18 protein-coding genes are annotated in these 24,513 nt (G+C 66.6%); 7 read left to right on the top strand and 11 right to left on the bottom strand.

The features are described 5' to 3' along the window. Nucleotides 1-19: 19 nt before the first annotated feature. The 3 genes from AC1RMD_RS21050 to AC1RMD_RS21040 are packed head-to-tail and all read right to left on the bottom strand — an operon-like array spanning nt 20 to nt 6,175. Nucleotides 20-3,232, bottom strand: a complete 3,213-nt coding sequence (locus tag AC1RMD_RS21050; protein ID WP_492929048.1) for a ligand-binding sensor domain-containing protein — start codon at nt 3,230-3,232, stop codon at nt 20-22. Further along, complete coding sequence (locus AC1RMD_RS21045) at nt 3,229-4,977, bottom strand: CocE/NonD family hydrolase (RefSeq protein WP_492929046.1); 1,749 nt, start codon at nt 4,975-4,977, stop codon at nt 3,229-3,231. The genes AC1RMD_RS21050 and AC1RMD_RS21045 overlap by 4 nt, the downstream gene beginning before the upstream one ends. A gap of 10 nt (nt 4,978-4,987) precedes the next feature. After that, nucleotides 4,988-6,175, bottom strand: a complete 1,188-nt coding sequence (locus tag AC1RMD_RS21040) for a citrate synthase family protein (protein ID WP_492929044.1) — start codon at nt 6,173-6,175, stop codon at nt 4,988-4,990. Nucleotides 6,176-6,245: 70 nt separating this feature from the next. Between AC1RMD_RS21040 and AC1RMD_RS21035 the strand changes: the two genes are divergently transcribed. The 4 genes from AC1RMD_RS21035 (at nt 6,246) to AC1RMD_RS21020 (ending at nt 9,372) form a co-directional block, all read left to right on the top strand. Beyond that, nucleotides 6,246-7,454: an MFS transporter gene (locus tag AC1RMD_RS21035; protein WP_492929043.1), complete on the top strand. Its 1,209-nt coding sequence runs from the start codon at nt 6,246-6,248 to the stop codon at nt 7,452-7,454. Further along, entirely contained in the window at nt 7,451-7,969 is a 519-nt protein-coding gene (locus tag AC1RMD_RS21030; protein WP_492929041.1) for a GNAT family N-acetyltransferase, read from the top strand. The genes AC1RMD_RS21035 and AC1RMD_RS21030 overlap by 4 nt, the downstream gene beginning before the upstream one ends. 67 nt (nt 7,970-8,036) lie before the next feature. Further along, complete coding sequence (locus AC1RMD_RS21025) at nt 8,037-8,816, top strand: substrate-binding periplasmic protein (protein ID WP_492929039.1); 780 nt, start codon at nt 8,037-8,039, stop codon at nt 8,814-8,816. A gap of 1 nt (nt 8,817) precedes the next feature. Then, entirely contained in the window at nt 8,818-9,372 is a 555-nt protein-coding gene (locus AC1RMD_RS21020; protein ID WP_492929037.1) for a hypothetical protein, read from the top strand. Here the strand turns inward: AC1RMD_RS21020 and AC1RMD_RS21015 are convergent. From AC1RMD_RS21015 to AC1RMD_RS21005, 3 genes are all read right to left on the bottom strand, one after another. Continuing rightward, nucleotides 9,310-9,915, bottom strand: a complete 606-nt coding sequence (locus AC1RMD_RS21015) for a hypothetical protein (protein ID WP_492929034.1) — start codon at nt 9,913-9,915, stop codon at nt 9,310-9,312. The genes AC1RMD_RS21020 and AC1RMD_RS21015 overlap by 63 nt on opposite strands. A 15-nt stretch (nt 9,916-9,930) precedes the next feature. Further along, nucleotides 9,931-12,624 (bottom strand): hypothetical protein, encoded by a 2,694-nt coding sequence (locus tag AC1RMD_RS21010; RefSeq protein WP_492929031.1) that lies wholly within the window; start codon nt 12,622-12,624, stop codon nt 9,931-9,933. Nucleotides 12,625-12,786: 162 nt separating this feature from the next. Then, complete coding sequence (locus AC1RMD_RS21005) at nt 12,787-14,313, bottom strand: dienelactone hydrolase family protein (RefSeq protein WP_492929030.1); 1,527 nt, start codon at nt 14,311-14,313, stop codon at nt 12,787-12,789. Nucleotides 14,314-14,406: 93 nt separating this feature from the next. On the opposite strand from AC1RMD_RS21005, the gene AC1RMD_RS21000 reads away from it, so the two are divergent. Next, nucleotides 14,407-15,162 carry a substrate-binding periplasmic protein gene (locus AC1RMD_RS21000; protein WP_492929028.1) on the top strand — a complete coding sequence of 252 codons (756 nt, stop codon included), beginning with the start codon at nt 14,407-14,409 and terminating at the stop codon, nt 15,160-15,162. Nucleotides 15,163-15,172: 10 nt separating this feature from the next. Here the strand turns inward: AC1RMD_RS21000 and AC1RMD_RS20995 are convergent, their stop codons facing one another. Continuing rightward, nucleotides 15,173-16,018 (bottom strand): PhzF family phenazine biosynthesis protein, encoded by an 846-nt coding sequence (locus AC1RMD_RS20995; RefSeq protein ID WP_492929026.1) that lies wholly within the window; start codon nt 16,016-16,018, stop codon nt 15,173-15,175. Nucleotides 16,019-16,113: 95 nt separating this feature from the next. Here AC1RMD_RS20995 and AC1RMD_RS20990 point away from each other — a divergent pair, with 95 nt between their 5' ends. After that, nucleotides 16,114-18,231 carry a prolyl oligopeptidase family serine peptidase gene (locus tag AC1RMD_RS20990; RefSeq protein ID WP_492929025.1) on the top strand — a complete coding sequence of 706 codons (2,118 nt, stop codon included), beginning with the start codon at nt 16,114-16,116 and terminating at the stop codon, nt 18,229-18,231. Between the two features lie 87 nt (nt 18,232-18,318). On the opposite strand, the gene AC1RMD_RS20985 is transcribed toward AC1RMD_RS20990, so the two are convergent. Then, nucleotides 18,319-19,428, bottom strand: a complete 1,110-nt coding sequence (locus AC1RMD_RS20985; protein ID WP_492929023.1) for a trypsin-like serine protease — start codon at nt 19,426-19,428, stop codon at nt 18,319-18,321. 223 nt (nt 19,429-19,651) lie between these two features. Continuing rightward, nucleotides 19,652-21,799: a metallophosphoesterase gene (locus AC1RMD_RS20980; protein ID WP_492929021.1), complete on the bottom strand. Its 2,148-nt coding sequence runs from the start codon at nt 21,797-21,799 to the stop codon at nt 19,652-19,654. Nucleotides 21,800-21,946: 147 nt separating this feature from the next. Between AC1RMD_RS20980 and AC1RMD_RS20975 the strand changes: the two genes are divergently transcribed. Beyond that, nucleotides 21,947-22,339 (top strand): MAPEG family protein, encoded by a 393-nt coding sequence (locus tag AC1RMD_RS20975; RefSeq protein ID WP_492929020.1) that lies wholly within the window; start codon nt 21,947-21,949, stop codon nt 22,337-22,339. 10 nt (nt 22,340-22,349) lie between these two features. On the opposite strand, the gene AC1RMD_RS20970 is transcribed toward AC1RMD_RS20975, so the two are convergent. Together AC1RMD_RS20970 and AC1RMD_RS20965 are read right to left on the bottom strand one after the other, a co-directional pair. Continuing rightward, nucleotides 22,350-23,660 (bottom strand): MFS transporter, encoded by a 1,311-nt coding sequence (locus AC1RMD_RS20970; RefSeq protein ID WP_492929018.1) that lies wholly within the window; start codon nt 23,658-23,660, stop codon nt 22,350-22,352. A gap of 135 nt (nt 23,661-23,795) precedes the next feature. Further along, complete coding sequence (locus tag AC1RMD_RS20965) at nt 23,796-24,509, bottom strand: BON domain-containing protein (protein ID WP_492929016.1); 714 nt, start codon at nt 24,507-24,509, stop codon at nt 23,796-23,798. Nucleotides 24,510-24,513: the final 4 nt, after the last annotated feature.

The raw sequence follows: 24,513 nt of genomic DNA, 5'->3' as shown, positions 1-24,513 counted from the left end.
TCCGCCGCTGGCGCCATTCCTAGCTGGGCGTGCGCCAGGAGCGCTGTATGGTGGCGCGACCCGAATCTTCCCATGTGGCCAAAGGTTGCAGCATCAAATCGCGCAAGCCTTGCAAATCCAGAGGGTTCACTTCCGTCACCCCGTACCAGCCGTCGCGGCCACCGTTCTTCACCCGATACAGGGACGCATCCGCAAGCTCCCTGACCGCCTGCCAGTCCAGCGCACGGGGAAATTGACGGGCGGGCGGGAAACACGCATAACCGACCGAGCAGGTTTTCGACAGCAGGCGTCCGTCCGGCAGCGCGAACGGCTCGCCGGCCACCGCCGCGCGCGCGCGCTCCGCCAATTCCGCCGCGCGCTCGCGCCGGGTGCCGCGCGCGACCACCAGGAATTCCTCGCCGCCCCAGCGAATCACATAATCGCTCTCGCGGAAGATGCTGAGCAAGCGGTGGCGCATCTGGCTGAGCACCGCGTCGCCGCCGCCGTGCCCGTACTGGTCGTTGACCTGCTTGAAATGATCGATATCGATCAGGAAGAAGATCAGATCGGCCTCCTCGCCTGGCGTCTCGGGGCGGCGCTGGCGGTCCTCATGGTGGCGGATCGACAGCGCGATGTCCGCATCGATGCGCTCGGCAAGAAAGCGGCGGTTGTGCAAACCGGTCAGCGGATCGGTCAGGCTGGCCATCTCCAGCGCCTGCGACTTGACCGCCAGCGCGGCCGCCATTTCCTGCAGCTCCGCGGTGCGCTCGGCGATGCGCGATTCCAGTTCCTCCTGGCCGCGGCGCAGGCGCAGCGTGCGCCACTGCACCAGGCCCATCACGGCGGCGCCCGCCAGCGCCAGCATGGCCAGCCTGGCCCACCATGTTTCCCACCAGGCCGGCAACACCTTCACCGCCAGCGACGCCTGCGCATCGCTCCATACGCCGTTGCGGTTGCTGCCCTGCACCTGCAGCGTGTATTCGCCGGGCGGCAAGTTGTCGTAGCTGGCCACGCGCAGGTTGGCGGCCGTTTCGCGCCAGCCGGTATCGTACCCAAGCAGCCGGTAGCGATAGCGGTTGCGCTCGGGGGCGCTGTAGTCGAGCGCGGTGAACTCGGCGCGGAACGAGCGCTGCGGCGGTGCGACGGTGATCCCGCCCGACGCCGGGAGCTCCACCTGCCGCGCGCCGACCGACAGCGCGGTCAGCAACACCGGCGGACGATACGACCAGACCGCGTACTTGTCCGGCTCCACCACCAGCAGGCCGGACGAGCCGCCGAACAGCATGCGCCCGTCGCGCAATTGGGCGTACGAGCGGAACCAGCCGGTGCCGATATCGACCCCGTCGGCAAGGCTCAATTCGTCATAACGCCCGGAGGCGGGGTCGTACATGCCGCGCTGGGTCCAGATCCTCCCGGCCCGGTCGCGCAGTAAATTGACGCCGATCGGATGCCCGCCCGCCCCCTTGTTGTCGATGGCCAGCGTATAGCGCGCCGCGTCTCCGTCAAACCGGTCGACGCGATAGCGCCCGCCATCGGAGTCGATCCAGAGCCCATCGGCATCGGCCAGCATGCCTTTCACGGCGTAGTGGCCATCGGCCGGTGTCGGCCGCGCTTGCAGTTTGTGCGCCGTGGCGCTGGCGGCGTCGATGCGGAACACGCCGGCGCCAGTGCCGGCCCACAGACGCCCGGCGGGATCCTGCGCCACGGCGTCGACGATGCCGCGCATGAGGCCGCCGCCCGCCAGCAGCACCGGCGCCGGCGCCCCCGCGTCCGGGGCCTTGCGCAGCAATCCATTCGGGGTAGCGATCCATAACAGGCCATCGCGGTCGGCCAGCATCCGCCGGGCGCCGCCGGCGACGTCGAAGCGCCGGATCAAGCGACGGCCCTGGTCGAATTCATACACGCCGGTGCCGGTGCCGGTCCAGACGTGTCCGTCGCGCCCCTGCGCGAGACTGATCACCTGCTCGTCGGGCGCGCTGCCTCTTGCGGGCTGGGCGGGCAGCGCCAGGTCGCCGCTGCGCTGCAAGGTCTGGTCGAGCACGGAAACGCCAAACTCTCCGCGCCCCAGCCAGATTTCGCCGTTGCGCAGTTCAACGATGCTGCGCGTGGCGATGCCGTCCGATGGATCGTCGAGCGCAGGCCGGTGGACGGCAATGCCCGGCAGTGGCGGCACATAGCGCTGCACGCCGCCGCCGTAGGTGCCGACAAACAGCACCCCCGAACGGTCGCGCACGATGCCCTGCACCACCGGCGCAGCCAACGAGCCTATCCGTCTGGCGATGTGCCGTATCCGCTGCTGCACCGCGCCGCTGTCGGCCGCGCGGATTTCTATGCCGTTGGTCCGCCCTATCCACATCTGGTTGCCATCGGTTTCCACGATGGCGTTGATCGCGCTGCCCGGCGCGGTCTCGCCATCGAGCAGCCAGGTGGCCTGTCCGGATGCCGGGTCCACAATCAGCAGCTCGCCGCTCAAGGTGCCGACCCACAGGCGGCCGGCGCGGTCTTCCCGCAGCCTGGACACCACCTGGCGCGCCAGCCTGGCCCTGTCCTGCGGATCGCGCAGCACCGGCAGGTAGCGGTCGGCCGCGCGCGCCTTGCGCACCAGTCCCTTCTCACTGCCCACCCACAGGTCGCCGCGGCTGTCGAGCAGCAAGGCGGCGATATTGTTGTCCAGCGGGCCGCCATCCGCGGCGCGCACATGCGAGAAGCGGCCCGTGGGCGGGTGAAAGTGATCCAGTCCCCCTCCCAGGGTGCCGATCCAGTAGCCATCCGCGCCGTCGGCAATGATGGCGCGGACCGCGCCCTGGGTCAACGATTGCGGGTTCTTCGGATCGTGACGGTAAAACACCGAGCGCCCGCTGCGCGGGTCCAGCGCCACCAGGCCGACCGAGGGCAGGCCCAGCCACAACCGGCCATCGCGCCCGGCCGCGACGGTCGAGACGAAACTGTTCAGCTCGGCGTCGTCGGCGCGCTCCTTCAGCGGGAATCTGACGAATTGATAGCCGTCATAGCGCGCCACGCCGGTGGCGCCGCCGGCCCAGATATAGCCCTGGGCGTCCTGCGCCACCGCGCTGACCACGCCGTCCACAATGCTGTTGTTGGTGAGCGTCTGCACGAACTGCGGCTCGGAAAGATGCTGGGCGCCAGCGCCCGCCTGCGACGCCTGCGCCCACAGCAGGAACAGCAGCGACCGCCGCCAGCGATGCGGCCAGCACCGAGTTCCGGCAGCGGGACGCAACCTGGCAGTCTTCAATGCTGCGCCGATCGCAAGATCGGCACCGTGATATAGCTGCGATTCGACCATTCCACCCTCAGCTTCTCCTTCGCATCGGCAATAGTTTCATCGCTCACATCCTTGCCGGTGCCGTAGTTCAGTTGTGAGAACGGATTCTTGTTCACGTTCAGGTAGACCACCAGCCGGCTCCCCTTGCCCAGTCGTTTGCTGACCAACTTGGTCATGCCCAGCGGGATGCGTTCAAGCCGGCCAGGCGTGAGCAGCATGCGGCGGCTTGCATCCTTCGCATAGCTGGCGCGATTGATGATGTAAGCGAGGTGGAAGTACTTCCCCTCCGGCGTCAGCTCGTACACAGTCACGCCCAGGTCAAAGTCGCGCTTGTTGATACGCGCGAAGATCTCGCCGCCAAAGGCGCCGTTGTACAACACCTCGTCCGCGAACGGTTCGCCGATAAAAATGTAGCCGTTGCTCGTATCGATCTCGTCCGTCACGATCGCGCCCGGGTAGTAGTCATTGTTGAACTGCTTGCGGTCCCGAAAGTCGACCACCTGTTTGAGCACGGCCGGCTTGCCCGGCTCGGTGGCGCTCAGCAGGTGCGCGCGAAGCTTGTTTGCGCTGGCGAGCGGCGCATTGCTCAAGTAGAGCTTGAGCGTTTCATTGCTCATGGCCGCCAGCGAAGGCGCGCTGCGCCACTGCTCGGTCCCCATGACCTGGTAGTTGATCTTGTCCTTCAACACGCCGGGCTTGGGCCCGCCTTTCAGGATGTAGTCCAGCCATTGATACGTGATGGCCTTGGTATCGATCAGCGCAGCATCCGGCACTTCCATGCCATTGATGAGCTTTTCGCCGCCGCGCTGCGCCCCGAAGTGGCCGTAGGGACCGATGATCAGGTAGTGCTCGGCGTTCGGCACATGGCGCAGGTGCTCGCGCAGATAGTTCACGCCGGATACCTGCGAATCGTTGTAGTAGCCGTCCACCGACAATACCGGTATCCGGATCTGGGCGAACTCTTGCTTGTACGGCGCCATCGCCTGCCAGTAGGCGTCGTAGGATGGATGCCGCATCCAGCGCTGCAGCAAGGGATTGGGCACGCCGTCGATCTTGTCAATGGTGCGATAGGCGGCGCCGCTGTTCCACCAGGCGAACTGCATCTTGCGGAAGCGCTCGCGGTCGTCGTTGACGGCGCTGTCGAGGGTCTTGTTGTTGCCGACGTAGAAGGCCCACTGGTAGTTCGGATTGATGAAGACATTGTTCTCCATCGGCAAACCCATTCCCGGGCGGTTCGCCACATAGGGCACGATGGTCTTGAGGGCCGGGTGCAAAGTCTTGGCCGCCGCCCATTGCGTAAAGCCGTTGTAGCTGCCGCCGAACATGCCGACCGCGCCATTGCTCCAGGGCTGGCGACTGATCCAATCGATGACGTCGTAGGCATCCTTGCCGTCATGCTCGTACGGTGCGATGGGGTCCGGACTCAGGTATTTGCCGCGGCTGTAGGCCATCACGGCGACATAGCCGCGGTCGGCTATCTCCTTCAGGCTCGCCAGGTCCCGCTCGGGGCGAACGTAGATGGTGAACTGCAGCACCGTCGGCAACGTGGGCGCCGCATCTGTTCGGCGCACCAGCATCCCCGACACGGTGGCGCCGTCGCGGGTCGTGAGCACTACCTTGTCTCGCACTTCGTAGTCGGCGCCCAGGGCTGGCTGCGCATCGGCCACGCCGGCCATCGACAACAGGAGTGCGATTATTACCGGGATATTCCTCATTGGCCGCCTTTCATTCCACCTGATAAGTGCCGACGTAGCGCGCACGTGGCCGTATCATACCGCCATCGGCGATCTGCTCGGCGGCGTGAGCGATCCAGCCGGCCGAGCGGGCCAGCGCGAACAGGATTTCTCCGGCCGCCGGCGGCCAGCCGCAGACGATGCTCATGGCGGCCAGCGCGAAGTCGGCATTGGCCTGCATGCCCAGGCGGGCGCCGACACGCTCGCCGATCGCCAGCACGGCGCCTGCTTGCGGCCACGCCGACATACGGGCCAGCAGGCAGGCGCCGCGTGGATCGCCTTGCGGATACAGGGGATGCGAGAAGCCGACCACGCTTGGATCGCGCCCATCGAACCAGACGGCGATGCCGCGCTCGAGCTTGTCTGCTGCCAGGGCCGCTTCCAGCATGGCGCGGATCGCGCTGCTGCCGCCGCCGTGCAGGGGACCGGACAAGGCGGCCAGGCCGGCGCTGAGCGCGGCCGCCTGGCTGGCGCCGGTCGAGGCGACGCAGCGCACGGTGAAGGTGGACGCATTCAACTCGTGATCCGCCAGCAGCACCAGCGCCGCGCGTATCCAGTCGGTCTGCGCGGCGTCGGCCTGCCAGGCCTGCGCCACCTGCAGATGCAGCTGCTGCACGGACGGTGCGCGGTTCAGCAGCAATGCCGCCAGCATGCGCATCGAGGCGGCGCCGGCGACGAAGTCGTTGCGCGCGGAGAGCGAGCGCGCGCATACAGGCAGCATGCACATTGCAGCCTCCAGCGGCGGCATGGACTGCACGCTGCCGATGGCCACGACTACGCCTGCGGAAAACGGCGCGTGTACGGCATCGGCCGCTGCGGCGAAGTAATCAGTGCCGCCGTCATCCCACAACAGGCAAGCCACCTGCTCCAGCGTGGCGTTCGCGGCCAGCGTCAACACGTCATGGCCGCGATAGTGCAGCTGGCCGTCGGCGATGCGCGAGATGCGCGTCTCCAGCACCGGCGTGCCCCAGTTCATCGCGGCGGCGACCTTGTGCCCTCCCCGTTTGCCGTCGGCCTTGCGCGCCGCCAGTCGCAGCACCTCGTCGTGCGGATAGCGTTTGCGGCGCTCGGCCTGCGCGCTGCTGGGCGTCAGCAGGCCCCGGCTGACGTAGGAGTACAAGGTGGCGAGGCTGACGCCGAGGATGCGCGCCGCCTCGGATGCGGACAGGTCTTTGTTCATGCGCCTATTGTAATGTCGATTGCAGGAATCAAGATTGACCCGCCTGGCGATGCACTTCTAGACTTCAGCCATGCAATCGCCTCCCTACAACATCTCGATTTTCCAGCCGCTGCGCCATGCGCGCTTTCGCCAGCTGTGGCTGGCCAATCTGCTGTCCAACCTGGGCAGCCGGATGCAGGCCTTCGCGGCGGCGTGGCAGATCGCCTCGCTGTCGCATTCGCCGCAGCTGACAGCGCTGGTGCAGACCGCGACGTGGGCGCCGATGCTGCTGTTCGCCCTGCCCGCCGGCGCGCTGGCCGATACGCTGCACCGGCCCACGCTGCTGTTCCGCACCAACGCAGTCATGGCGCTGGCGGCCGTCGCGATGGCGCTGCTGGCCTACAGCGACAGCCAGCCGGTGCCGGTCCTGCTGCTGCTGACCTTTGCCATGGGCGCCGGCCTGGCGTTCACCATGCCGGCCTGGCAGGCCTCGATGTCCTCGCTGGTGCCGCTGCAAGAAGTGGAGGCGGCCGCCATGCTGAATAACCTGAGCTACAACCTGGCGGCGCTGGCCGGACCCGCGCTGGGCGCAGTGCTGTTCCAGCTGGCCGGCGCCGGTCCGCTGTACCTGTTTAACGCGCTGTCGTTCAGCGCGCTGCTGTGGATCTACCGGCAATGGCGGTCGGCGGAACCACCGCGCGCGACGACGCCCATCGCCCGCCGCCACAGCGTGGGCAGCGCGCTGCGCATCAGTTGCGCCTCGCCGCGCTATCGATCGCTGCTGCTGCATGGGATGGGCATCTTCTTTGTATCGGCGGCGTTCGCGGCGCTGCTGCCGCTGCTGCACCGCGACGCCGGCACCTACGGCGCGCTGATGGGCGCGCTGGGCGCCGGCGCGGTGCTGGCCGCTGTCGTGCTGCCGGCCGTGCGCCGCCATGCGGCCAGGCGCACGGTGCTGGCCGGCGGCCTGGCCGTCCATGGCGCCATGCTGGCGACCATCGGCATGACCGCCTCACAGCCGCTGCGCCTGCTGCTGGTGGTGACAGGCGGCGTGGCATGGTCGGCCATCGTCGCCACGCTCAACGGCGCGGCGCAAAAGGCCTTTCCCGACGCGGTGCGCGCCAGGACGCTGTCGGTGCACATCCTGGCGATCGCCGCCGGCCAGACCGCCGGCAGCGCGGCATGGGGCCTGCTGGCCACGCACTACGGCATCGCTCCGGTGCTGACGGCGGCGGGCGTGGCCACGCTGGCCTGCGCGGCCTCGGTCGCCTGTTCGGAAGATTTTTTGGAGACCACATGAACGACATCCTCATCAGAACCCTGCAACATAAAGACGCCGCGCCGCTGCTGCAATTCGAGCGGGAGAACCGGGCCTGGTTCGAGCGGCACATCGCGCCGCGCGCGCGGGAGTTCTATACGCAGCAAGGCGTGCGGCAGCATATCGGGCTATACCTGGACGGCTACGCCGCCGGCGCCTGGCATCCCTGCGTCATGCTGGACGGGCAAGGCCGCATCGTCGGACGCGCCAACCTGAAGGACATCGACCGCCAGGCGGCCAGCGCGGAAGTCGGCTATCGCATCGCCAGCGACCAGGCCGGCCAGGGCTTGGCCACGCGCGCGCTGCACCACCTGATCGCGCTGGCAAACCAGCGTTGGCAGTTGCGCTGCTTGCTGGCCTACGTCGCCGACGACAATCCCGCCTCGGCCCGCGTGCTGCGCAAATGCGGCTTCGTGCAGGGCGAGCATCAGGCGGGGATGGAAGTGATCGCCGGCGCGCTGCGCGACGGCCATCGATTTGTCCGCCTATGCCCATGAGACGCCGGAGCGATAGTGGTGTAAACTTGTCATCAAAGCGCGCTCAATGCGCTATGGAGAGAGACAGATGGCAGGACAGCAAAGCAGGTGGAGCCGGCTGCTCGGTGCGGCATGCTGCGCGCTCGTGCTATCGGCCAGCCTGCCGGTCCATTCCATCGTGCTACGCACCGCCGCGCAGGAAGGTACGGAACCCAAGTTCATCGCCGACGGCAAGGACCACATCATCGGCCTGTGCATCGACATCCTGCGGGCCGTCGAACAGATCGACCCCACGCTGCAATTCGTCGGCGACCAGCAATGGAAGCCGCTGATACGCGCCTACTCGGAAATGGAAACCGGCCAGCTGGACGTGCAGTGCGCCATGCAACGCACCGCCGAGCGCGAACAGCGCTTTCATTTTCTCGGCCCGCCGCTGTACAGCATCAATTACCACTTCCTGGTGCGCGCCCAGGACCCGATCAATATCACGCAGTGGGACGACGTGCGCCGGCTGGCGCCCGACAATATCGTACTAATCAATCGCGGCTTCGCGGCCGGCGAGGTCCTGGCCGCGATGGGTGGCATCGAAGTCGACGCCAACTCCACCAATCCGCAACTGAATCTGCAAAAGCTGATCGCCGGACGCGGACGCATGTTCTTCCACCGCGGCCCCGGCCTGCAACGGCTGCTGGCGCGCACCGGCACCGCCGACAAGGTGCGCATCCTGCCGCAGGTGATGTACAGCGCCAAGCTGTATTTCGTGACCAGCAAAAAACTCGCCGCCTTCATCAACGAGCGGCTGGAGCGCGCGCTGTTCCAACTCGAAAAAAGCGGCGAGCTGGAACGGCTGATGCGCAAATGGGACTAGCATGAAGCCCGGCGTCCTGGCGATGCTGGCGTTGCTGCTGTCGACGACGGCGCGCGCGCAGGACGGCGAGCTGACGCTGCGCATGGCGCCGCAGCAGGCGCAGCAAGCGATCCTGCAAGCGGTGCAGCGCCTGCCCGCGCAACGCGAAGAACACCGGCGTTACCGCATGGCCCTGCCCTACGGCGCACCGCTGTTCCCGCCCGACGCCGACCTGGCCTTGCCGCCGGCCAGCCCGGCGCTGACGGCATGGCTGCGGCTGCCGGCGGAACAGCGCCGCCACGATGTGCTGATCACGCCCGATATCGACTACTACTGGAACGCCGAGGGCCGCCGGTACGCCTGCCAGTTCATCGTGCACCTGCGGGCGGCGGGCGGCGGCCAGTCGCAACTGGCCGTGCTGCAAGTGCGGCCCACCGTCTACGCCGGCAAGTCCTTCAAGCTGCTGGGCCGCACCGGTCCCGGCGCCTACCAGGATCTGCGGCCCACCACACCGTCAGCCCAGAGCGCGGCCGAACTGCGCGCCTTCCTGGCGGCGGCGCTGGCCCAGCCACAATAGCGGCAGGCCGACCACCACCAGCCACAGGCTACCGGGCGAGGGCACGGCCGTCACCGCCAGCGTGACCGCGAGCGGCGCCAGCTGCACGTCCGACGCTTGCAGGAAGATACCACCGGCCAGCGGATCGCCGCTCCACCATTCGCCGGACAGCGAGAAGCTGCCGCTGTCGCTCATGCCCGGCACGGCGAACGAAAAAATCTGCAAGCCATACAGGCCGGTGTGCGCCAGCGCATCGAAAGCCACGCTGGCGCTGGCGCCCGGCGCCAGCGTCGGGAAGTCGAAGTAGCTGGCGTCCGGTATGCCGATGCTGAACGACGACGCGTTCAGCTGGGTCGGCACGAACCAGTTCAGCGTGTCCGTGTTGACCAGCTGGTAGCCCCACCCCACCGTATCGCCGGGATTGCCGGTCAGCGCGCCGCCGGCAGGCAAGGTGGCGAAGGTGAACACCACCGGCGCCGCCTGCGCGACGGGCGCCCACAACAAAGAGCACAGCAGCATATTCCACAACAGCGCGGCCAGCGCGCACAAGTATCGGGGTTTCATAGCGGTTCCTCCGGTTTATTTAGAGATGACGGATTGGGCCTGCGAGTAGGCGTAGATCACGCCGCCCAGGTCGGTGACGCTGCCGTTTTCGATCACGCTGAAGCGCTGCACGGTGGCGGGCACGTTGAACGTCAGGCGCACGGTGAAGAAGCTGCCGACGTCGACGTTCGGCGTCACCATCGGCAGCGCCGGCGACAAGGCGGTGTTGAGCGTGACGGTGCCGGTGCCGGCCAGCGTGCGCAGCGACAGCGAGGACAAGGTCATGTCGCGCGCGGTGCCGACGCCGATGTTGGTGAGCCGCACATCGACGCCGATGACGCCGGGCGCCACGGTTTCCTGGCCGACGATGGCGGCGGTAAAGTCGGGCCGCCCCGGCACCTGCACCGCGCCGGTGACGAACACCGTCAACGAAGCGCTGTTGTGGACGGTGGCGACACTGGTGCTCTGCGCCGAGACCGTGATGCTGTCGGAACTGCCGATGCGCGCGCTGGCCGGCGGCGTCAGCGTGACGCCGACATTGGCGCTCTCGCCGCTGGCCAGGGTCAGCGTGGTGGGCGTGACCGCGGCGATGTAGTGCTGGTCGTCGGTGGCGCTGATGGTGAAGGTGCCGGCCGGGCCGTCGTTACGCACCTTGTACATCAGCGTGGTGCTCATGCCGGGCCGCAGGTCCTGGCGCGACGGCGGCGTCACCGACACCGTCTGCGGCTGCACCATCACGCTGACCAGGCGCTGATACGGGAAGCCGGAGCTGTCGCTGCCGGTGGCGTAGGCGACGAAGGCTTCATTCGGGATGGTCAGCGCGCCGAAGAACTTGCCGCCGTCGGTCTGGTCCTGCTCCAACGCCAGCGCCGACAGCGGCTCGAAGTTCTTGCGGCGCAGCTGGAACTGCGGCGCGCTGGCGATGCCGGTCAGCGTGGCCACCGCATACAGCGCCTGGCCCGGCCCCGGCTCGCCGTCGATGGCCAGCAAGCCCTGGTGCGGCGGCTGCGCGCCGAAGCGGTTCAGGCGGAAGGAATTGAAGGCCAGGTCGGCCACGCCGTTGACGTTGACGTAGGTCTGGCTGGCCGAGCCATTGATGGCCAGCGTCCAGGCGCCGCGCGGCGGGCTGTCGATCGAGATGATGACCCCGCTCGACAGGCTCAGGAACTTGGTGGCGTTGGCGGCGGTGATCACCACGCCGTCCGGCCGCGTCAGCGTGACCACCGGCTGCACGCCCTGCGAGGTGCCGCTGACCGACACCGTCAGCCGGCTCATGCTGCTGTCGACCGGCACCGTGTAGCTCTTGGCGGTGGGATAGGTGTCGACCAGCGACAGCACTTGCACCACGTTGTTGCGCACCACCAGGTCGGCCAGCTGGGTGACGTTGGCGGCCTCGCTGCCGAACAGGAAGAACACCTGGCCGCCGGTCTCGGCCGCCGCCTGCAGGAAGCCCGGCGTCAACGGCGAGCAACTGCCGAACAGCACCGGATAGATCTTGATGTCCTTGCTCTTGGCCAGGCTGATGACGGCGCCGGCCAGGCCGGCGTCCTTGGCGGTGGCGTCGGTGTACATGAACAGGTCGCCGCCCGGATCGGCCAGCGACAGGCCGTTGTACATGCCGGTCATGGCCAGCTCGGGACAGTCGCCGCCGCCCGAGGCGCCCAGGCCGCTGATGGCGCCCTTGAACAGGCCGGCGTCGTTGGTGGCGATGGTGGGGCCGGTGAACGGGTCGCTGAACGGCGCCAGCACGTATTGCAGCGGCTCCTCGTCGGTGCCGAGGCGGGCGTCGACGATGCTGGTGGCCGAGGCGCGCACGCCGGCGATGATGCCGCCCATGCTGCCGGTGGTGTCGATGGCGAAGGCCAGCGTGGGGCCGGCGCCGAGCAGCGCCTTCAGCTGGGCCGGCGTGATCTCGGCCTTGATGTCTTCGACGAACTGCTGGGTGCCGGCGATGGCGGCCGCCGCCGCCGTGCCGTGGAAGCCGCTGTGCGGCGAGATGTCGCAGTACAGCGTGTCCTTGTTGATGCCTTCGCGGAAGTAGCCGAGCAGGTCGCTGGACGGCGAGCTCTTGTCGAGCGGGCCGCCGTGGCTGCACTTGAAGGCGCCCGGCTTGACCCGGTCCTCGCCGCCGTAGTAACCGCTGGTGAGCAGGCTGCCGGTCAGGTTGGACGAGTTGGCGCAGAACAGGCCGGTGTCGGTGAAGCCGGCGCAGGTCGGCGTGGCGGGACCGGCGAAGGCCAGCGGGCCGGGCCGGCCGACGCCGGGATGGGCGCCGCTGTTGCCCTGCTCGACCCAGTTGCTGTGCGAATAGAAGTCCTGGATGGTGTGCAATGCGCTGCCGAGGTTATCGCGCGCGCCGGTGGTGTTGATCGGATCGCTGCGCAGCGCGTCCAGCACGTTCTGCTTGAGCGTGGCCAGCCGCAGCTGGGCGCCGGCCGCGTTCTCGCCGTCGAAGTGCTTGGCCGAGCTGGTCTGGTCGTCATCGACCTTGGCGTCGGCCTCGATGATCTGGTCCAGCGCCTTCTGCATCGACGCCGTCAGCTTGGGCACGGCGAAGTAGCGCTTGTCGAGCGCTTCGATGCCGCGTTGGGTGATGTCCTGGTGGGTCAGGCTGCCGGCCGACTTGGACGTGATGAAACAGACAAAGCCGTTCTTGGGACAGAAGGCGTTGCCGGGAACGCTGGCCGCCAACAACAGCGAGGCCAGCAACAGAGAGGGAGCAATGCGCATACGATATCCTTTCCCATGCGTGGAAACACCAGTCCGCGCCATGGCGGACACGCGGCGGTCCGACGCAACTATCGTGCCGTGCTCTGCTCTTCCTTTGTAATCAAGCGATTGGCGCGCGCGGGGCGGCCGGCGCGCATTCCATTGTCAAGTTCGCCGACAGGATCACAACGGCGCGCCCAGCAATTTCAGGTGCTGGACGGCATTGCCGTTTTTCGGATCCAGCTGCAGCGAGCGCTGGTAGTGCTGGATCGCCAGCGGCTTGTCCTTGGCGGTCTCATAAGCTTCGGCCAGGCTGTCGTGGGCATTGCCGCTGTCCGGATGCAGCGCCGTCACCAGCTTGAGCACGGCGATGGCGCCCTGCTGGTCGCCGGCGCGCAGCAACTGGTAGCCCCAGTAGTTGAGGGACGACTCGCTCACTTCGAATTTGGGATCCAGCTTGCGCATGCCGTCGTACACCTTCTGCACCTCGGCAAAGCCGCTGGCGGCCGCCTCGTGGGCCAGCATTTCCAGCGTCGGCGGCGGGCCTTCCGACAAGTGGGTCGACACCGTCAGCAGATGGTTCGGCACGCCGTTCTGGGCGGGCGGCTTGGTCAGGAAAGCCTTGGCGCCGGCCTGCTCTTTAAGGTAGGCGTCCAGGAATTGCAGCGTATAGCGCGCCATCCAGCCGTGGGCCTGGCTCACTTCCGCCGCCGTGTAGTCGTTGTAGGCATCGTCGCCGATGAAGCGCAACGCCTCGGAGGCGAAGGCGAAATGCTCCATCGCCGGCAACGTCACGGTGTACAGGTCGGAATACTTGAGGTCGTTGAGGAAGCTGGCGTTGGGCTTGCCGCGCTTGGCGAGATCCTCCAGCGAGCGCGGACGCGCGGCCAGGAACAGCATCGGCACGGCCACGCGCGCCGGCTGCACATACTTGGCTTCCTGGACGCGCTCCGGCCAGTAGCGCACCGAGCCATCCAGATTGACCAGCGCCTTGACGCGGCTGTCGCGCGCGGCGACGAACACATTCGAAATGCCGCCCCAGCTGTAGCCGGCGACGGCGATGCGGCCGGTGTCGGCCTGCGGCAGCGTGTGGGCATAGCCGATCAGGAAGGCGATGTCGCCGGCCTGCGCTTCGATGCCTTCGAGGTCGTCGGTCATGACGCGCGCACGGGCGCCCATGCTGGGACTGGCGATGACGACATAGCCGTGGCTGGCCAGGTATTCGCACAGGTCGGCGTTTTCAAAGGTCTGGGCGCCGAAGCTCGGCGCATAGATCACCACCGGGAATTTGCCGGCGGCCGGCTTGGCGTCGCGCAACGCCCACATGCGGCGCTTCATTTCCTCGCGCGCCCGCGCGGCGCCGACCGGTGCGCCAGTCAGGCGGGCTTCGACGTTGGCCGCGATGGCCGCCTCCGTCTGGTCGAAGCGCTCCTCGCTGGCGGCCAGGCGGAAGTAGTCGCCGTACACCACCGCCTTGCCGGATTTTTGCGCCGGATACCAGATCACCGTTTGCATCGGCCGCGCGCTTTCGCCGCTGACCGGCTTGCCGGTGACGACATCGTATTTGCCGAGATAGCCGCGCCCGTAGTCGTACTGCCCGACCACGCGCAGGCCGACGCTGTGCGGCCCCGGCGCGACGTCGAAGCTGAAGTTGGACGCCTGCCCGAGGCCGGCGGCAAAGCACATAATCAGGGTGAGCAAGTTACGCACTGGTATACTTTCCTAAAGTAGAGAAAAGTAAGTATATAGCAACATTTCACCGCTAGGGCAGATATGTCGCCGAGGAGGAAACCGCGCAGGACGATGGCCGCAGGCATGCTGCTGATGCTGCTGGCCGCGCCGTCGCCCCCGACTGCGGCGCAGCCGGTGACGCTGCGGGTGGCGGCGCAGGAAGGCACCGAGCCCAAGTTCATCGCCGCCGGCCAGGACCGCATCGTCGGCCTGTGCGTGGATATCTTCCGCACCATCGAGCGCATCGATCCCGGCCTGATCTTCGTCGGCGACCAGCAATGGATGCCGCTGATACGCGCCTACTACCTGGTGGCGGCGCAGCAGCACGACGCGCTGTGCGCGGTCCGGCACAGCGAGGAACGCGACCGGCAGTATGTGTATCTCGATCCGCCGCTGTTCCCCATCAACTACATGCTGCTGGTGCGCGCCGGCGACGAGGTGGTGATCAACAACTGGGACGATGTGCGCAAGCTCGGCCAGGACGGCGTGGTGCTGGCCAACCGCGGCTACGCCACCACCGATTTCCTGATCGCGCAGGGCGGCTTGCAGATCAACGCCAGCGCCACCAGTCCGGTGATGAACCTGCAAAAGCTGGTGGCCGGGCGGGCGCGCTTCTTCCTGCATCGCTCGCCGGGGCTGGCCGGCGTGATCGCCAGCGCCGGCGCCACCGGCAAGGTCAAGGTACTGCCGCAGGTGATGTCCGTCGCGCAGCTGCACATGGTGATGGGCCGGCATGTCGACCCCGGTGTGGTGGCCCGGGTGCGGCGCGCGCTGGAGCAGATGGAAAAAACCGGCGAGCTGGCGCGCCTGCTGAAGAAGTGGGACTAGTGGCGGGAAACTAGTCGCCCAGCATGCGGGCATTGCCGGAGACGCGGATCGAACTGCCGGCCTGCCTGGAAATCTCCACCCGCAGATGACAAGGCGCGCCCATGTCCTCGCCCTGGATGATGTCGATGGCGCCGCCGTGCGGCCAGTCGAGGTCGCGCAGATAGCCGCCCAGCGCGGCCGCCGCGGCGCCGGTGGCCGGGTCCTCGTACACGCCGCCGGAGGCAAACGGATTGCGCGCATGGAAGCGCTGCAAGGTTTCCGCGTGCACCAGCGAAATCGTCGCCAGGCCGTGCTCGCGCATCAGGCTGCGGCCGTCCGCCAGTTGGTAACGCATCGCCCGCAACTGCTCGCGGCTGGCCAGCGCCAGCACCAGGTGGTTGGCGCCGCCGTTGGCGATGGCCGGCGGGATGCGGTCGTCCAGGTCGGCAAGGCTGTAGCCGAACAGCGCCAGCGCCGCCGTCACCAACGCGGCCGGAGCCGGCGCGCTGGAGGTGGCCGGCGATTGCAGCGCGGCGCTGCCCTGCCCGCCCTTGCTATGCGCTTCGACGGTGACGCGGGCGTGGTTGGTGGTCAGCGGGAAGATGCCGTCGCCGTTCTGATGCGCCAGCACCGCGCCCAGCGCGATGGTGGCGTGGCCGCAGAACGGCACTTCGCCGTCCGGCGAGAAATAGCGCACCCGCCAGCCGTCGCCTGTCGGCGCGGCAAACACGGTTTCCGAGTAACCCATCTCGGCGGCGATGCGCTGCATGGCGGCCTCCTCCGGCAGCGCCGAACGGATCATGACGCCGGCCGGATTACCGCCCAGTTCGCCTGCGGTGAAGGCGGCGACTTTGTGGATCTTGGTGATGGTCTGCATAGATGGCTACTCCACGGGTTGGATGGATACTTGATTGACAGCAATGGGAGATTTGGTCACTATCGACGCTTCACCGACTTTCGAGCGACCTCGTCATGACTATACCGCGACTTTCCATTTTTGCCATATTGATTTCGGCCGGCCTGGCCGGCGGCCCGGCGACGGCCGCCGACGCGGCCGCGGCCGCCAGGCACGCGATCACCCACGAAGACGTGTGGCTGATGAAGCGGGTCGGCGCGCCGCTGCCCAGCCCGGACGGCAAATGGGCCGTGTTCTCGGTCACCGATCCGGCCTACGACAGCAAGGAACAATGGTCGGACCTGTGGATCAAGTCGCTGACCGACGACACGCCGGCGCGCCGCCTGACCTTCAGCAAGAGCGGCGAGAGCGGCGCGGTCTGGTCGCCGGACGGCAGGCAGCTGGTGTTCGTGGCCAAGCGCGACGGCGACGACGCCGCCCAGCTGTACCGCATCGACGTGGCGGCCGGTGGCGAGGCGCAGCGCCTGACCACGCTGACCCTGGGCGCGCGCCAGCCGAAGTTCAGCCCGGACGGCAAGCAGCTGCTGTTCGTCAGCGATATCTACCCCGGCAACGCCAGCGAGGCCGACGTCAAGCAGAGCGCCAAGGAACGCAAGGACCGCAAGTACACCGCGCGCGCCTACGAGACCTTCCCGCCGCGCTTCTTCGACAAGTGGCTCGACGATAAAAAAGTGCGCCTGTTCGTGATGGACGCGGAAGTCGGCGCCAAGCCGCGCGACCTGCTGTCCGGCAGCAAGCTGGCGGCGCTGCCGGGCTTTGGCGGCGGCCAGGGCGACGAGGGCCAGTCGCTGGACGCGATCTGGTCGCAGGACGGCAAGACGGTGGTGTTCTCGGCCTCGACCAACCGCGACGAAGCGGCGCGCGCTTCCGGCTACACGCAGATCTTCAGCGTGGCGGCGGCCGGCGGCGAGCCGCAGCGGCTGACCCAGGACAAGCACAGCTACCACGGCCTGAAATTCAGCGCCGACGGCAAGACGCTGTTCACGCTGACCGAGGCCGAGGAGGAAGGCAAGGTCTACGACGTCAGCCGCCTGGCCAGCTTCGCCTGGCCGCTGAGCAATCCAACGCCGAAAGTGTTGACGGCCACGCTGGACCGCTCGATCTCGCGCTTCGCGCTGCCGGCCGGCGCCAACCGCATCGTGTTCAGCTACGAGCACGCCGGCCTGGAGCAACTGCATTCGATCAACTACGCGGGCGGCGACCTGCGCGACGAGGCCTCGCCGCCGACCGGCAGCATCGGTTCGCTGGCGGCCGGCGGCAAGGCCGTGGTGGGCGTGTGGGAATCGTCGATCAACCCGCCCGAGGTGTACGCCTTCGGCAACGGCGCGCCCAAGCGCCTGACCTCGTTCAACACCGAGCGCGCGGCCGGCATCGACTGGCAGGCGCCCGAGCATTTCTGGTTCAAGGCCAGCGACGGCCGCATGATCCACAACATGATCGTCAAGCCGGCCAATTTCGATCCGGCCAAGAAATATCCGCTGTTCGCGGTGATCCACGGCGGCGCCGCCAATATGTGGCGCGACCAGTTCGTGATCCGCTGGAACTACCACCTGCTGGCGCAGCCGGGCTATGTGGTGTTGCTGACCGATTACAAGGGTTCGACCGGCTACGGCGAGGAATTCGCCCGCGCCATCCAGGGCGATCCGCTCAAGGGTCCGGGCGACGAGGTCAACGAGGCGGTCGACGAGGCGGTCAGGAAGTACGGCTATGTCGACGGCAGCAAGCTGGCGGCCGGCGGCGCCAGCTACGGCGGCCACCTGGCCAACTGGCTGCAGGCGACCACCACGCGCTACAAGGCCTTCGTGTCGCACGCGGGCGAGATGGACCTGGTGATGCAGTGGGGCAGCAGCGACAGCATCCACGGCCGCGAAGTCAACAGCGGCGGCCCGGTGTGGGGCGACAAGGCGGTGTGGCGCGAACAGAGTCCGGTGATGCAGGCGGGGAATCATGCCAAGGGCACGGGCTTCACCACGCCCATCCTGATTTCGGTGGGCGAGCTGGACTACCGGGTGCCGGCCAATAACGCGCTGATGAATTATGCGACCCAGCACCGCTTGAACGTACCGGCCAAGCTGCTGGTGTTCCCGGACGAAAACCACTGGATCTTGAAGGGCGATAACAGCCGCTACTTCTACAGCGAAGTGCACGGCTGGCTGGCCAAGTACCTGAAGTAAAACCGGCGGGCCATGAAAAAGCCCCGCCTGCACCGGGCGCGCTGTTGAGCGCGTCCAGGCAGGCGGGGCTTTTTAACGCCTGAAGGATCAGGCCTGCTTGCGGCGGCGAGCCACGCCAACCAGCGCCAGGCCGGCCAGCATCATCGCGTAGGTTTCTGGTTCAGGCACGGCGGTCACCGAGTTGATCCAGGAAATATGCGAGTAGGTCGCGGTGGAACCGGACAGGTCGCCGTAGCTGGAGCCGTTCTTGTCCGCGACATCGCAACCGGCCAGGCCGATGATGCCGCAAGCGCTGGTGCCTTGCCAGCCCCACGAGTGCACGCCGGACAGCAGCCATTCCGTACCGTTCCAGACGAAGTCACCACCGCCGGAATCGCCACCGGCGATCAGCGCTTCACTCGCGCCACGTCCAGCGCTGCTACCCCAATGATTACCGGTGATGTCGGCAATACGGCCCAGCGTGTTTTGATCGGCGCTGCCGTTGTCGAAGTCACTCATATAGGTGGCGCCCGGAGCGTAGTCGGCAGGGTTGTAGCCCCAGTCGGCGACTTTATCGCCATACGCTTGGTTGAAGGTCTTGCTGTCGACGTCGAAGGTGTTGTAGCCGTAGTGGCCGTAGCTGCCATCGTTCCAGTTGGTCGGGCTATTGGTGGTGGCCTTCTGGGTGGTGCCATAGCCGGCCATCAGGTAGTCCTTGCCGACGTCGTTGGTCGTGCTCAGGTTGTAGCCTTTGATGCCGGTGACGACGGTGTCCAGTTTCAGGATCGCGATGTCGGCGCCGGTGTCCAGCGTGCCGGTCCATGCCTTGTTCACATAGGCATTGCCAACGGAGACATTGCGGGTCACTGCTGCCTTGCCGGCCTCCCAGCCGAACTGCACAGTCATCTTGGTGAAGTCATCGGCGCAATGGGCGGCGGTCAGCACGTATTGGCCGCCTGCCAGCAGCGAACCGGAACAAGCCCAGTTGCCATCAGCATTGCTGAAGCTCAGCCGAGCGACGCCGTCCAGAGCGCCAACCACGCCGTTAAAGCTCTGGCCCGCGGTGAAGCGCCAGTTGGTCACTGCCGAGGTGTTACCGGTCATTGGATCCAGCTTGGTCAGATCGGCGGTCAGGCCGGCGGAAGCTTGGGCTGCACCGGTGGCCATCAGGGCTGCGGCCAGGGCAACGAGTTTGAATTTTGGAGTATTGAAGATCATGAAAACTATCCTTACTATTTTGGTTTCTTGTGGAAAGATTTATAGCCCTGAAATATCAACCGCCAGCCATCATCACCGAAGTGCATCCCAGATGGCTGTGGTCTGAAAAGCAATATAGCATTGTTCTTTTATGAAGTAATCTTGTTGTAACAATATTTATTTTCGTGCCACTTTATTGATATTTGTTACGATTTGTGACAGATATTGCAGAGTTCGCCTAAATCTAGTTGAAACTTAGACCACTGTTGTTGGCGTTGCTCAACGTTTTAGCTTTCAGGTCGATGGTGAAGTGATCGCTGGGCTTGCCCGAGCCCAGGCCCTTGAAGATCGCGTACACCTGTTTGAACTGGTTCTGGAACAGCACGTGCACCGGATTCTGGTCCGACGGCAGATCGCCGATGCGCACGATGGCCGCCGGCGACGCCGGGAAGGCCGCCATCAGCAGCTTGTACCGGGCCACCCGGTCCGCGCCCATGTCGCGCAGCGCCAGCTCGCCGGCGTAGACGGTGCGGTGGAAGTCGCCGTAGAACTCGTAGGCGCTGATCTTGGCGAAATCGGCCAGCTTCAGGTTGGCGGCGGCGGCCAGTTGCTCGGCCTTGGCGGTGGCGCTCGCCCAGTCGGCCGTCAGCTGGCTGGCGGCGACGCCGCCGTCGGCCGGCGTGCCCTTGGCGGCGCAACTGGCGGTGAGCGGCAGCACGCCCGGATTGTCCTTCAGCTGCGCCAGCGTGACCCTGGTTTGTAGCTGCGACAGGATCAGCATCTGGCGCGCGTCCAGCGCCATCGCCGCCTCCTTCATCTCGCACGGCCAATAGTCGCTCATGAAACGCAGGCGCGACAGTTCGCCGAAATAGGTGCGGGTGAATTCGCCGTAGGACTTGGTGTCGAGGATGGAACGGTTCCAGCGCTTGGCGACGTCGGCCGCCAGCACGCTGCCTTGCAGGTAGTCGTACTCGGTCTGGTACAGCGGGAACAGCTCGTTGTAGCGGGCGACATTGTCCAGGCCCACGGTCTGCACGTCGATCAGCTCCTTGCTCTGGTAGCTGACGATCTTGTAGGCCGCGCCGAACACCGCCAGCGACGGCGCCTGCACATTGACCAGGTAGTTGCCGGCCGCGTCCTTGTAGTCGTTGGTGCCGTTGAAGTGCATATGGCCGCCCATGTGCAGCGGCAGGCCGGTGGCGGCCAGCGCGGCGGTGGTGGCGGCGGCCGGCATGCGGGCGACCTGGAACGCGCCCGCCTTGAACACCGCCTTCATGGCGTCGGTCTGGTTGGCGTAGAAGTCCATGGTCGGGTAGTGCGAGAAGGCCATCAGCTGCTTGCCCTGGGCCTTGGCGCGTTCGGTCACGGACTTGATCCACTCCATCTGGTGGATCTTGTGGGTGAGCACCTTGTTCCAGCCGGCGTCGCCGGCGCCGTCATAGCCTTTGAACGCGCTCGGGTTGGCCGGGTCGAACTTGGCGTTGGGGACGTGGACGTTGGCGTCCAGCGCCAGCAGCCAGATGCCCTTGACCGGCTCGACCAGGTAGCTGGCGTCGATGATGTTGCCGCAGCGCGTGTAGGATTTGCCGAGCTTGGTTTCGCCGGCGGCCTTGTAGCTGCCGCCCTCGCCTTCGGCGCAGATCTCGAACTGGCGCTTGCCGAGGTCGGCGGCGGCGCTGGCGGCGGCGTAGCTGTACTTGCCGTCGGCGTATTTGGTGAACGGGGTTTCCCAATACACGTCGGCCTGATTGGGCATGTAGCCGAAGTCGCCCAGCTTGGTCAGCAGCTTGGCATAGCCCTGCTCCAACAGCTGGTTGGTGCAAAGCACGGTCGGGTCCTTGGCCTTGCAGGCGGCGGCGCCGGTGGCGTAGATTTTCTGTTCCTTGCCGTCGCGGGTCAGGAAGTCGTTCTTGCCGGCCTCGTCGTCGTCGAACGGTTCGTTGGGGTCGTGGTTGCCGGGCGCGATGAAGAAGCGCATGCCCTTGGCCTGATACTCGTGCAGGATGTCGGCGATGCCGTCGATGTTGATCGGCTGGGCGTCGTCGGAGATGTCGCCCGGCAGCGCCACCAGGCGGATGTTCTTGCCGTAGGCGTCGTCCAGCGCGGCGCGGAAGGCGAAGTAGTTCTCGTTGAACAGCCGGGTCGAGGTCAGCTGTGCGTACATGGTGCGGATGGTGGCGTTCTTGCCGTCCTTGGTGGGGATGCCGGCAAACTGGGTGCTCTTCAGGTCGCCGTAGATGTTCTCGAAGTGGACGTCGCTCATGAAGGCCACCGGGCTGGCGTTGTAGCCGTTGCCGGGATTGGTTTCGGTAACGGGCAGGCCGTCGCTGCCGCAGGCGGTCAACAGCGAGGTCAGGACGGCGGCCGCGATCAGCGGTAGGGCAAGGCGCATGCAAAACTCCATCGGTCAGTGTAAGGGCGAGCGCATTGTTGCATCGGCAAGTGACAAGCCGATTACATTCTGGAAGCGATTCCAGCCTCGCTCGCGGCGCAAAGCCGTGTAGCATGTCTTTCCATCAACAAATCAACAGGAGCAGGGATGACGATTGCAAACTGGTGTGTTTTGGCGGCCTGCCTGCTGCCGACCGCGACGGTCGGGCTGGCGAAGCTGGCGTCGGCCAGGCTGCCGTCCGGCGGCGGACGCTATGACAACAAGCAGCCGCGCGCGTGGGCGGCCGGGCTGAGCGGCTGGCAGGCGCGCGCCAATGCGGCGCAGATGAACGGCTTCGAGAGCCTGCCGCTGTTTATCGCGGCGGTGGTGCTGGCGCAGCAGGCGCACGCCGACCAGGCCGGCGTCGATCTGCTGGCGCTGGGCTTTATCGGCCTGCGGCTGGCCTACATCGGCCTATACCTGGCCAATGTCGATGTGCTGCGCTCCCTGGTGTGGTTTGCCGGCGTGGGCGTCAGCATCGCGCTGCTGGCGATGGGCTGACGCCCTGGCCTCACGCGGCCTTGGCCGGCGCGGCGGCACTGGTGGCCGCGGCCACGGCCGGCTTGCGGATCAGCAGGATGATGCCGGCCGCCACCAGGCAGGCGGCGCCGGCGGCGAACAGCGCCGGATTGTAGGTCAGCATCAGGGTGCGCACGCGGCCGGCGCCGTACGCGGCCACGGCGGCGCCAAGCTGGTGGCCGGCAAACACCCAGCCGAACACCATGCCGGCCTTTTCCTTGCCGAAGGTGGCGCCCGCCAGCCGCACGGTCGGCGGCACGGTGGCGATCCAGTCCAGGCCGTAGAACATGGCGAACAGCGACAGGCCGTACAAGGTGAATTCCGAATACGGCAGCCAGAACAGCGACAGCCCGCGCAAGCCGTAGTACATGAACAGCAGCTTGCGGTTGTCGTAGCGGTCCGACAGCCAGCCGGAGGCGATGGTGCCGACCAGGTCGAAGGCGCCCATCATCGCCAGCACCGAGGCGGCCGGCACCGCCGACAGGCCGGCGTCGCCGCACAGCGAGATGAAGTGGGTCTGGATCAGGCCGTTGGTGCTGAGGCCGCAGATGAAGAAGGTGCCGAACAGGATCCAGAACACGCGATTATTGGCGACCTCGGCCAGCACCTTGAACGGCGTGGCGAAGGTGATCCGCATCGGCGGCGCCAGCGGCGCGACCGGCGTGCCGGCCGGCGCGCCATACGGCGCCAGGCCCACTTCATTGGGGCGGTTGCGCATCAACAGCAACACCAGCACCGCCACCAGCGCGCAGGCCAGCAGCACCGGGATCACCGCCGTGCGCCAGCCGTAGTGCTCGATCAGCCAGGCGCCGATCGGCAGGAACACCAGCTGGCCGGTGGCCGAGGCGGCCGTCAGCATGCCGACCACCAGGCCGCGGTGGGTGTCGAACCAGCGGGTGGACACCACGGCGCTGAGCACCAGCGCCGTCATGCCGGAACCGACGCCGAGCATGATGCCCCAGAACAGCACCAGCTGCCAGAACTGCGTCATCTGCATGGCCAGCGCCATGCCGCTGGCGACCAGGGTCAGCGCGGTGACGACGACATTGCGCAGGCCGAAACGTTCCATCAGGATGGCGGCGAACGGCCCCATCAGGCCGAACAGCACGAAGCGCACCGCCAGCGCCGACGAGATCTGCTCGACGTCCCAGCCGAATTCCTTCGACAACGGTTGCAGCAGCGCGCCCGGCAGGCCCAGCGCGGCCGAAGAGCTGAGCCCGGTGAGGAAGGTGATGGCGACGATCACCCACGAAAAGTGCAGGCCGCGGCGTTGCAGCCAGCGGGAAAACGGTAAGGCGAACATGACGGTCCTCGCGTAGTCGGTGCGCGCGGAAGGCACGCTCGCACCGATTTTAAATGACGATCATCATGAATGCAAGAAAAAAAAGGGACCGCGGGCCGGCGGTCCCTGACGGCCCGGAGGCCGGCGGGGGACAACTTACTTGATGCGCAGCGAACTCTGCACCTTGTTCACGCCCTTGACGTTGCGGGCCACATCGACCGCCTTGTCGACTTCCGCCTGCGAAGGCACGAAGCCGCTCAGCATGACGGTGCCGTTGGTGGTTTCCACGTGCACGTCCAGCGATTTCAGTGCGGGCTCTGCCAGCAGTTCGGTCTTGACCTTGGTGGTGATCACGGAATCGGCCACAGTGTCCTTGGCCATCGCACCCTTCTGCTTGGTTTCGCAGGAAGCCTTGTCGGTGCCGCTCATGGTGCTGCAATCGATGCCGGTCTGGGCGACGTCGGCCATTTTCTTGCCGGCCTTGGCGTCGTTGATGGCGGCCACGTGGACCGACTTGGCGGTGCCCAGGCAGCTGTCCTTGTCGGCGCCGGTCATGGGCGCGCATTTGGCCTTGGCCAGGTTGTAATCGGCGTCAGCCACTTCGGTCTGGGCTTTCTGCACCGAGCGCTTGTCGTTCTTGTACTGCAGCGTGGCGTTGGCCTCGCTGTTGGCGCGGGCCACCTTGGCCTGCTCGACGCAGATATCCTTGGCGGTGCCCGCTTGCCCGTCGCAAGCCGCCTTGGCGCTCTTGTAGTCGATCTCGGCCTGCTTGACCGTGGCCTTGTACGCCACCGTATCGTTATTGGGCGTGCTGGCGGCGAAGCTGGCGCTGGCGGCCGTGGCCATGACGAAGAGGAGAATTTTGTTCATGATG

This window comes from Duganella sp. GW822-FHT06D06 (genome assembly GCF_058799615.1).
Note: the sequence above shows the minus strand (reverse complement) of the source record. Positions and strands in the feature narration are given on the sequence as shown.